This window comes from Bartonella rattaustraliani AUST/NH4 (genome assembly GCF_000312565.1).
GTDB classification, from domain to species: Bacteria; Pseudomonadota; Alphaproteobacteria; order Rhizobiales; family Rhizobiaceae; genus Bartonella; species Bartonella rattaustraliani.
Genome location: NZ_CALW02000016.1, coordinates 1 through 10,361 on the forward strand (window position 1 = coordinate 1; position 10,361 = coordinate 10,361).

The 10,361-nt window shown below is 39.9% G+C and carries 7 protein-coding genes and 2 pseudogenes; 1 reads left to right on the plus strand and 8 read right to left on the minus strand.

Features of this window, described 5'->3' with window-relative positions:
• Nucleotides 1–46: 46 nt before the first annotated feature.
• Nucleotides 47–1,020 (plus strand): annotated as a pseudogene (locus BN67_RS14020) (tyrosine-type recombinase/integrase); the annotation flags it as partial.
• Between the two features lie 590 nt (nt 1,021–1,610).
• On the opposite strand, the gene BN67_RS11415 reads toward BN67_RS14020, so the two are convergent.
• From BN67_RS11415 to BN67_RS02960, 8 genes and pseudogenes are all read right to left on the minus strand, one after another.
• The gene (locus BN67_RS11415; RefSeq protein WP_019222646.1) at nt 1,611–1,850 is read right to left on the minus strand and encodes a DUF5320 domain-containing protein; all 240 of its coding nucleotides are present in this window, start codon (nt 1,848–1,850) and stop codon (nt 1,611–1,613) included.
• A gap of 916 nt (nt 1,851–2,766) precedes the next feature.
• A pseudogene (locus BN67_RS02905) lies at nt 2,767–2,947 on the minus strand (D-alanyl-D-alanine carboxypeptidase); the annotation flags it as partial.
• 1,316 nt (nt 2,948–4,263) lie between these two features.
• Nucleotides 4,264–5,388, minus strand: coding sequence for a tail fiber domain-containing protein (locus BN67_RS02925; protein WP_019222651.1), 1,125 nt, complete (start codon nt 5,386–5,388; stop codon nt 4,264–4,266).
• Nucleotides 5,385–5,843 (minus strand): hypothetical protein, encoded by a 459-nt coding sequence (locus BN67_RS02930; protein WP_019222652.1) that lies wholly within the window; start codon nt 5,841–5,843, stop codon nt 5,385–5,387. The genes BN67_RS02925 and BN67_RS02930 overlap by 4 nt, the downstream gene beginning before the upstream one ends.
• Nucleotides 5,844–6,249: 406 nt before the next feature.
• Complete coding sequence (locus tag BN67_RS02945; RefSeq protein ID WP_019222655.1) at nt 6,250–7,713, minus strand: hypothetical protein; 1,464 nt, start codon at nt 7,711–7,713, stop codon at nt 6,250–6,252.
• Nucleotides 7,691–7,921, minus strand: a complete 231-nt coding sequence (locus BN67_RS14030; protein ID WP_156791613.1) for a hypothetical protein — start codon at nt 7,919–7,921, stop codon at nt 7,691–7,693. Before BN67_RS14030 ends, BN67_RS02945 begins: the two co-directional genes overlap by 23 nt.
• Nucleotides 7,922–7,992: 71 nt before the next feature.
• Nucleotides 7,993–8,688: a hypothetical protein gene (locus BN67_RS02955; protein ID WP_019222657.1), complete on the minus strand. Its 696-nt coding sequence runs from the start codon at nt 8,686–8,688 to the stop codon at nt 7,993–7,995.
• Between the two features lie 228 nt (nt 8,689–8,916).
• Entirely contained in the window at nt 8,917–10,032 is a 1,116-nt protein-coding gene (locus BN67_RS02960) for a N4-gp56 family major capsid protein (protein WP_019222658.1), read from the minus strand.
• Nucleotides 10,033–10,361: the final 329 nt, after the last annotated feature.

Sequence of the window (10,361 nt, forward strand, 5' to 3'; positions counted from 1 at the left end):
TTATGGCATACAAAAGCAGGAACAGCCAATGAACATGTAACGTGCGTGGCATTCTGTTTTGCGTAAAGGTCGTGATCCCATTAAAGAGCGTGAGAAACAAAAGCATGAAGCAATGCGCACTCTTCATTCTCTCAAAGACATTGCTGTGGATGCTTTTGAAAGCTGTAAAGCTGAATTAAAGGATGATGATAAGTCTGGAGATTGGTTTTCATCTTTACAACGTCATGTACTCCCCAAATGAGGCTGTCTTCCCATTTCAGGAATTACACAAACAGAGATACGCAATATACTTGCCCCCATATGGCATACAAAAGCTGTAATAGCAATGCATGCACTCGTTCGTCTTAATTCTTGTTTCAAACACGCAGCTGCATTGGGATTAGAGGTTGATTTACAAGTCACAGCCAAAGCACGCACTCTTTTAGGGAAACAACGCCATAAAACTATTAATGTGCCTGCAATGGATTGGCAAGATGTGCCGACTTTTTATCAAACACTTTGCCAAACAACAACCCTCCCACAATTGGCTTTGCGTTTGCTTATTCTTACAGATGTTCAGACAATCCTTTTCGTCATATTCTTGAAGATCAGATTGAAGGGAATATATGGACTATTAATATTATAGACTATTCTTGGCTCGAACATATGAAAGGAAAGCGTGATGCGATAACAGAGTTTCGCGTGCCCTTATCATCAGAAGCACTCAAAGTGAGTGAACAAGCACGCCCTCTCACGCGCAATGAGTTCCTTTTTTCTGCCTCCGGTCATGGTCCTCTTGCAGAAAATTGCATGTCAAAATACATGAAAAAAACTGGTCTTGAGGCATGCCCGCATGGTTTTCGCTCTAGTTTACGCAATTGGCTCGCTGAAACAACTGATGCTCCCTATGAGGTTGCTGAAACCATTCTAGCACATACGGTGGGGGATAAAGTAGAACGTGCCTATCGTCGTACAGACTATCTAGAACAGCGCCGTGTTTTGATGGGAAAATGGGCGGCTTATGTCACGGATCAAACTTAAGATATGGGGTGGAATACCTCATAACCTGTGGATAACTTTCTCTCTCTTTTCTCATATTGTGCCATTAAAAATCATCAAGATTCAATTTTAAAAACACATGATAAAACACTGTTTTTTATAAATAAAGTTACTGTTTAATCCTGCAAAATATGGTTAATAAGTGGTTATGATTTGTGTTCTGAAAGGATTTTAGAAATGACCGAAAATGATACTCTTCTCACAGACCATGAAAATGCAAAATTGCTCTATATGAGCGTTTCAACATTCCACCACTTCTTCATTTTCACAACAACATCAGCCATAAACACGCCTTCTCACAGACATCTGGTTAACAAAGAATTTTCTTTAAAGCAAAAGAAGAAGGGGAACTCCCTTCAGGTGTTTTTGCATAAAATATCATAACAATCAGAGCAGAGTAAAAAGAGAAAATCCCTCTATGTTTCAGACACATCCGTATAAGCAACGTTCCACATACACAACACGGGAAAATTGTAGTTTCATCTATTTTTATAAAAAACATAAACGACCAAAGCGACCATTGCTTAACTTTTGCCTCTTCATCGGCTATTTCATACTTTTTACAACTCTTTTCACTTGAGATTCTCAAGATTTTTGAGAACGGTTTTCAACTGTTGTTCTAAAGCCTCTATACGCTGTGAAAGCAGCGCAATATTTTTGCTTTGTTTTTTATTAAAATCCTTCATCTCCTGATATACTGGATTCAAAAGCGCATTTAAAGGGGCGTGCCCCATTCTTCCACTGGCATAAAGAACCACACGGATATGTTCAGGATTATCAATATCTGCAATAGAAAATGGAAAATATGCCATTGTCGTTCCTCTTTTTGATACACAATCACCATATGTGCAAATTTCAAGACATCTTTACCGAATGAATTGTTGCACCCACCAAACTTCACGCCAACAAACAACTTGAAAAACTCTTAAAAGAAATATTCTGATAAAAAGCTATAGCAAGAATTTTTTTAAGATTTTGTCTTTTCCCGCTCACCCAATATCCCAGACAAAACCCCACTCAAAACCCCAACCTAAATCATCGCTATAAATCCCGTCCCCAATATCGTTTCACAAGAAGGACGAGAACAAAGCAGAGACGGTCCTCCGCACCATACCCCTCAACTCTTATTGTTCACGCGCAATTTTTTTGAAAAACAATATGCTCTTTTTAAGAAAATTGGCCAACAAGCAGAAATTTTGTTTCTTCTATTTCAACACGCAATTGATAAAGACGCGGAACCTTTCACAGGGAAGAGTTTCTCATAATAAATCTGTCATCAATAAAAACCGAAGAGAGGACGTTATTTATCTACATTTCTTTAAAAGAAGCAGGCATGAGAGGCAACGCCTCAAAGAATATCAGACTGAGTGTATTTTGAAATGTTGGGAAGATTATGACATAATTTTGTATCTATCACCCATTTAAAACAACCAATAGTGTCGTGTCTTGCAATAAATGTAACCACCCACCAATATCATCAAAGGCACATTGAAATGTTTTTACACACGCTTTTTTTCATAGCATCTTTTTTCAATCTCTGGTAACATAATTTTACAATCATGTCCTCCAAAGTCTTCATTCTCACATTTTAACTCCCTAAATAACCGCAAAACTGACAGAATGTTACTACCTGCTGCTTTTTCAAAGACATCTTATGCTCATACCCCCTGCACAACTGACCCGTTGTTGCCTCTTCACAAAATCACAAATTCCATTCCCATCATAAAGCAGAATCAACTGCTGCATTAATTTTGTTAAGGAGGTTGGGTACCAACGCTCAAAAGCCTGATTATGTTCTAGGATACGCCCTGTTTCAACATCAACAGATATAAAAGGATGCGCCAAAGCAAAAGTGCTTGTTAAAAGCAAAATATAAAGATAAAAATACATTATAAAAGAGTCGTTGCATTCAGTTAAAGTCCAATACTTTTTTATCAATTCTTTAGAATAATGTAATACACAGTGCTTTTCTATCCGTGATAGAGAAGGAAAATGGTTAATATTGTATCAGTTTTTCTTTAGAGGATAAAATCAATCTCTCTTTGATCATTGTCCCCCTTGAATCCAACTTTATAACTTATAAAAAGCCTTTCGAACACTCTCTTTCCAAGAATGGATATTATGCAACGTCTTATTTTGTTTGTCATGTTCTTTGATGGAATTACATTTTCAGGAAAAACATCTCATGAGGCTCGCTCACCTGCATTCTCTGTTTTCTCTTCATACGCATAGGTTTGACTGCGACCACCATTGTTTAAAACTAGAACGCAAGAAGAATCTTCTTGGTAACTTCTAAAAAGTCCTCATTAGTTGATCTCTTTTCCCATTCTCCCCCCTATCGAACCCAAATCCATCATAGAACCTGGGCAAAACATTCTAAAAAAATCAAAAACATGGACTGTTGCCCTCTCCTTTCCTCCTATTTCACCAAGAATAGCAAAAAGGTCTGTGACGTTTTGAAATAGGCTTCACATAAACAACCAACCCATTAGTAACCAACTCACTGGAAAACACCCCATTGGAAACCAATCCATTAGCCCCCCCATGAGAACTTTTTCTCTGAAAAAATACCGATAACCCCCGCTAAAAACCTTTCAGACAATGGAAGAATGACGGAAATTTCAAGCCGTGTGATGAGAGGATTAGTTAAAAGCCAACTAAACGGGGCTAACCCATTTTTCCATGGCATAAAGAACCACACAAATATGTTCAGAATCCTCAATATCCGCAAGTGCAACCTGCATGCTAAGCAACAAAGTCACCCAGAGAATCCCGTTTATCAAGACAACCCATTTGAATTTCTTTTCCCCTTCAAAGAAGCGACCTTATCTAAAATTGTTTTATAGACGGGGTGCGTGTGTCATTGATTGAAGATCATATTTGTTTTTCCCCTCTTGGTAAGCTTGCGCTTTGAAACAGGCTAGCACCCGCGCCTCTCTCAACTTCAAGAGGCATATCAACTTCAAGAAGAAATTTTATGATCAACGGAATTGTCAACGAAAGAGAAGTTCTGTTTGTTCCTTGATCGAAAGGAAATGAGATCTTCATCACATTTTCATCAATCTTCCCAAAATTTCAAAATCTTCCCAGCATAATATTTTTTGATGCACACCTTCATTACGTGAGCACGCATGTTGACTAAGCTTAGCGGATTTTTCTACCCAGTTTATCCTCTCACCCGCACAAATATTTTCCCCCTGAATGAGATCCCCTCATCTATTGTTCTTAGAGAAGATATCCTTCTTTCCAAAAAGAAAGACGGGCAAAGAGTGCAGAAAAGAAAGCAGAAAGTTTATTTTTCGGTGCTGTTATTTTCTGCATTTGAAAGCCAATTTTGCCGTAATCGACATGCAATAATTTTGTTTTTGCATGAACGTAAACAGCATCGGGATTTAAGCGCAAGACATCTTGCGCAAGAACACCGCGATAACGTTGTGTATCGCCTTTATAATTGAAATCATAAAGCGGATAGCCATTTTTTTCCCCTATAGGGGTAATATTTTCCTTTGCTCTCACATCACAAAGCCCCAAAATTCCGCCCATCAATCCAAGAATGTTCTGCGCATCGCGAAGAGGATCTTTTGTAACAGAAGGTATTGTTGTAGATTTTCCTGATGTTGTTCCGTAATTTCCAGCAGCATTTACGCCCACTTGTAACAAGCGTTCCAATTGATTCCATTCTTTATTGTCTTCTTCCGTCCATTTTTGGCGTTTGGCATCTAAAACATTTTGACGATTAAGATCTTGGAGTATACCACCTTTCAAAGCATTGCTTTGCGCGTTACTTTGTCCTTGAAAGTAGTTGTTTGCGGCATTCAATTGATCATACATTGAACGATCAATCATCTGATTAGCGTTCATCATATTATTGATATCTTGATTATATTGCTGAGCTGCAGCACTTGTTGCCAATGTTCCAAGTTCATCAGCAAGCACACCGGTATGCGCACCCGATCCGTAGCGCCCTGCCCCTGACATAGATTGATTAATCGCATCAGACGTTTTCCTTAAGGCATTTTGCAATGCGGCATTAAACTTACTATTGTTTCCAATCCAGTTTCCCTGCGCCATAGACGCAAGGTTTGCAGCACTTTGTGTCGGCGCATTAAACCACTGTGTCAATGCAGGGTTATTATACTGCTCAGCAGCTTTTTCTAAACCGGTGAGGGCATTTTTTGTCATATTTCCCAAACCAGCGACCCGTTCTCCTTGATAAACATTTCCACCAATGCCTTTATTATAGAGGTTGAGAGCTTGAGCATTGGCTTTTTTAAGGGTTTCTGCAGCCCAAGCAGGTGGTGCATTTGTTTGTGTTGTTGTTTGCACTTGCGGTGTTTTTTTTCTACTCATGGTTTGAGAACCTTTCTATAATAAATAAGATTTCGAGAATATCCGTGATGATCGAGCATTTTTGCCCATCCAGCTCTTCCAAACATGTTTATTTCTTCAGCATTGATTGTTCGCGCCCATTGTTCAACCGTTTCGATCATTTTGACCAATTTCAGTCCTCCCTCTCCAGCGAGATCTGAAAGAACGACGCGTTTTTTCCCCCTGTGGGTTTTTTCGATTTTGGTGATTGCAAAAACACAAAATTGGGTTTTATCTTTTAAACCCAACCATAATTGTGCTTTGCCGGTTGCGATTTCTTCAGCGATTGTTTTCAAGCAAACATCATCAGGAAAGCGCTTGGCATATTTGTACATTGCGGCATTAATATCGTGTTGATAAGACGCTATTTTTTCCCATGCCCACCGCTGTGTAAGATGCGCAGAATAAAGATTTTGATGATCTTGTTTTGGTCTCATGATTTTGCTTTTCATCTTTCTCTTTCAAGTTCTCATCTTTTTCTTTCAAAAGAGCCCAAAGGTTACAAAAAAGAGGTTATGAAAAAGGGAATATGAAACATGTCAATTTCTTAATTTCTGTGATATTGCAGCTTTTTCTTTTATAAAAAGCCACGCAGATTTTGATAAGAAATCTGGCACCGGTTTATAAAAATCCCAATATCGTCGCGGCTTTTATACCCACCCAAGCTTTCTTGCGCCCACTTCTACCAAGCTCTTTTACGCTCACTTGTCGCAAATTTTTATGGTCTTTTTGTCTGCTTTCTTCATTTTGAGCGCTTAGCACCTCAAACACTTGATCAACATTTTAAAAAGCTGCATTTTGGGTCCTTTATGCCAAGAGGCACTTTACGGCAACTTGCCTCACTCACCTTATACCAGCAGGCTTTAACTCCACATCAAACCCAGTCACATGGGTCCAATTCACCCCTTCTGGAATACGCAGTTTAAAGCGATAAAATCGCGCCCTTGCGCGGGAATGGATCTGCCCAGTATTATGAGAAGGTTTTTTTTCGGGGAGCCAAACCGTTTTTTCATCAAAGGATTGCCGAAAGCGCATTCCTATAGACAAATAAAACACCCCACCATTAATTTGAGGCATAATATTTTTTACCCGTGTAACCATACCATTTGTCTGCCCCATTTCTTGTGAAGTCACCACACAAGCCATAGGGGGGCCAGAAAAGGCGCCCAATCTTCCTTGATGATCAACAGCGCCAAGAATAGGCGATTCATTTTTCCAAACTCTACTGTCGAAAGAAAAGGATAAATCATCAATACTTTTTGTGATCTGATCAAGTCCCTCTAAGGTGGTTCCAGCTAAGAAAATGGGCAAAATCATTTTGATGTTTACGGCTGCTTTTGTCCATTTTTGTAATCCCCAATCATAAATCAGCAAGATACTTTTTTGGGTACTATCATCATTATCGATCATCCAATACACGCGATTATACACGCCATCAATCGCTGCTGAAAGTGTATAAGCACTATTCTTGCTTAATTTTGCTGTCATGGTTCGATCAACTTTTTCAAAGCCAATAGGGATAATCTGTCCTTCACTGGTCATCTGATAAAATCCTCCCTCATCAGCAAAGAAGGCAAGATCACCGCGACAAACGATAGATTCTGAATTTTTTGCACCACGTTTATCGTGTATTTTTTGGAAACTGAAGATAATCTTAGAGCCTGGAATGAAAGATCCTGCATAGATTGCAGAACGCATAAAGATGATAGGGTTTGTTGTCTCTGTCGCCCCTTGTACAAATCCTCCATCGGGAAAATCTTGATAATCGCAGCTTTTTTTCCCGACAGTCCACCATTCAGCATCGTTTAATCCCGACCAATGAACGCGTCTTGGATGTTCTGTTAATTTCATCAAACAAACGAAATCACCCCACACCCGCACGATACCAGCTTGGGGTGGGTTTCCGCGTAAATTTCTAAATTGTTTGTCATGATTAAGATCAATAACTTGTGGTTTATCATTTGCATTGACAGCAATCACATAATCCCCAAACAAAGCAAAAGACCAAGGAGAATCAACATTCGCAAGATAATCACCTCCTTTTCGACTAATATTTTTCCACTGCATTGTTGTATTGTCGAGGAGGTAGATTTTTTGTCTTGTTCCCGCAATAATAGATACACCATTTTTTGTTCTCACAGCCAAAGCGCTTAAAATGGGATCAGGACAAGGCTCTGAGAGAGTTTCAAAACTTGGCATAGGGATATAGGAACCATCCGCTGGCAACACATTGATAAGCTCATCGGTAAAAATGCTGTTAATATCAGCCACATCGGGCCGATAATCAGCGACAGGAAAAAAAGCCATTGAAAACCCCATTGAATATTTGAAGAACCTTTTCGACATGGTGTTTCAAATCGACAAGGCGTATTTGTTTAACTCTAAAAGCGGATAAAACGATAAAGCGGACCACTTGAACTCTAAAGGTTAGAGCATCTATCACACGTAAAATACCACCAACACCGGCACTAGCCACCGACTCTAACCAGCACCAGCCACCAGCGCCAGCAACCAATCACCAACACGAACCACCGGCACCAGCCCGCCAGCATCAGCCACCAGCCACCAGCCAGCACTTGACAAAATTTAAAATCTCATTGGAAGAATATTTGAAGCACCTTTGCGACGCGATGTTTCAAATCGTAAAAGTTGGAGCTGTTCTTGATAATCTCTAAAAGAAACAGCAGCACATTCCGGATCCTTGAGAATATTTTTATAGAGCTCGTATTTTGCCCGTGCTTTAATAAGATCAAATGCATGAAGCAACCAAGGATTATCATCCTCCTCCATCATCTTTTTGTCCCTCAAACAGAGAGGTCCCTCAAAAAAACGTACAGTTTCGACCTTTTGTGGCGCTGGAAAGAGACCTATTTTTTGATCACAGCAAGTATAAAAAAATGGGGTTCCTTGTGGAGGTTCTAATCCATATTGTTTTTGCAAATCTTCAACAGGTTTAAAAAACAATTGTTTTTGTGTTGTCGGTTTTTTTCCTAAAATAACGGATTTCAAAGGTTTTTCTGCTGCAAGAAAAACGCCTTCTTCTTGCCCATACCATGTTTTTCCACTTTGTGTTTTAAAAGTGACTGCTTTTTTCTCATGAAAGAAAAAGGGTTCGCGTTCACACAAACGCAAAGCAGTAAAAATGGAATCCTCAATTTGAGTGGAATATTCAGATGTCGTATCATCAATTTCGTCTTGAATGAGTGCCACCATATAGGCAAAATTTTCAGAATAGTTAAAAGTGAGATCCTGGTCATCTGGATCAAGAGCAGAAGAGGTCATGAGCAATTACAATCCTTTACGATGCATTTTAATATTTCTTCCCCCCAACAGAATCTTAACAAAAAGGGCAGTTCTCTTGGGGAGAAGCATTAGAAAGTTTTTCAAACAGTGCTTAAATACAGCCCCTAGGAGTGCTTAAATTGCCCCAGAAAACGCACGAGCACCCCAAAAGCAAGCAACAAACGCCCGAGAAGAAACGTTTGAAGGCAAGCACTTTACGAGCAATCTTTAAGCGGGTACTCCATAAGTTGGTATCACGATTGTTCCAAAATCCTGAGCGCCTTGTTTGCTTCTTGGCAAATTGTAGCAGGTTTTTTTCATCCCGATAATTGTTTTAGCCGCGACACCGAATTCACGTTCATAATCGAAGAGTTCTTCCACCAATTTATAGCGTGTTGCCCCTCGGTCTTTTCCAAAAGCAATGACAGCACTTTGTGCACCCAAAAGAACAGCACGTCGCACATTTGAGACAGGTCTAGTCTCACCTGAGGAAACACCTTCAGTAATATGTTCTGCTTCGCGCAAGACAACACCATTATACATACCAAGCGAACCATCATAGAGAGGATTTTTGATACGGCTTCCACTATAGATTGCTTTCGTAATGTCGAGCCACTGTCCAGCGTCTGTATTGGTACGCAATTGTGTCACCTGGGTTGGATGCAGATAAAGCACATAGACATTTTCACCCTCAATACGAACAGGTCTAATTTTAGGATTGGCCAGTTTAGCCCGTTCCACGGCTTTATCGATGAGTTTAAGATCGAAGACATCATTTACTTTCAAGTCTTCATCTTTTGTCTTTCCATTAGGGCGCACAATGCGTTTATCAGTTGGTGCAGTTGGTATGTTAAATCCGTAATGAAGAGGTTTGAGCGTAATAGAGCGTCCTTCAAAGTTAAGATCTCTTGCCGTATATCCGCAGACTTGAATGAAAAACATCATACTCAAACGATCCGCATACCAATCGACCAAACCATTTTTTGCTTCAGTCCGCAAATCGTGCAAAATTCGTTGCTGATCGATCGTCCCTTCATTTTTAACACGCACAGCATGAACAAGCTCATTAATAATCAAGCGATCGTGCAGAAATTGGAGAGATTCTTCATTGCCTTCAAGGATTTGCCCTTCACTCACCCCATCCCCGAGCAGCTGCACACGCAAATTAAAGCTAATGGCATCACCACTTTCTTTATTTGTTTCATCTTTTAATTGCACAATACTGTTTGAATCTGTGCCGATCAACGGCGCAATAGGGATTGCTTTTGAAACTTCCTGATTGAGAAGTTTAGACCATGTGCGCACGGCCATTGGATCATTAATTCCGATATAAGTTACAGCCATTTTATCCTCTTTAAACTATTGACAAAAAAACCGGCAAATCTCCGGTGATTAACATCCACATTTCTTCATTCTCAAAGCCCTCATACAACAGCTCCAAGTTCAAATAGCGGATGCATTTTTGCGTATTTTTTATGATGTTAATTGATCACTTTTCCCCCCTCTTTTAGAGATCTTCTCTTTGTCTCTTTGCGTTGAGAATTCTATCGTCCCCGCCTGAAGCGCCCCAACATAGCTTCCTTACAGATCGTCAGTGCCACAGCTCAAAGTCCTCAACAGAACCGTCTCAAAGCCCTCAACACAAACGCCTCATAAGCAAACCATCAAGAAGG

Coding starts and splice junctions, on each gene's coding strand:
- BN67_RS02960 (WP_019222658.1), bottom strand. CDS start 10,032: ATGGCTGTAACTTATATCGGAATTAATGATCCAATGGCCGTGCGCACA.
- BN67_RS02945 (WP_019222655.1), bottom strand. CDS start 7,713: ATGGCTTTTTTTCCTGTCGCTGATTATCGGCCCGATGTGGCTGATATT.
- BN67_RS02930 (WP_019222652.1), bottom strand. CDS start 5,843: ATGAGACCAAAACAAGATCATCAAAATCTTTATTCTGCGCATCTTACA.
- BN67_RS02925 (WP_019222651.1), bottom strand. CDS start 5,388: ATGAGTAGAAAAAAAACACCGCAAGTGCAAACAACAACACAAACAAAT.
- BN67_RS11415 (WP_019222646.1), bottom strand. CDS start 1,850: ATGGCATATTTTCCATTTTCTATTGCAGATATTGATAATCCTGAACAT.
- BN67_RS02955 (WP_019222657.1), bottom strand. CDS start 8,688: ATGACCTCTTCTGCTCTTGATCCAGATGACCAGGATCTCACTTTTAAC.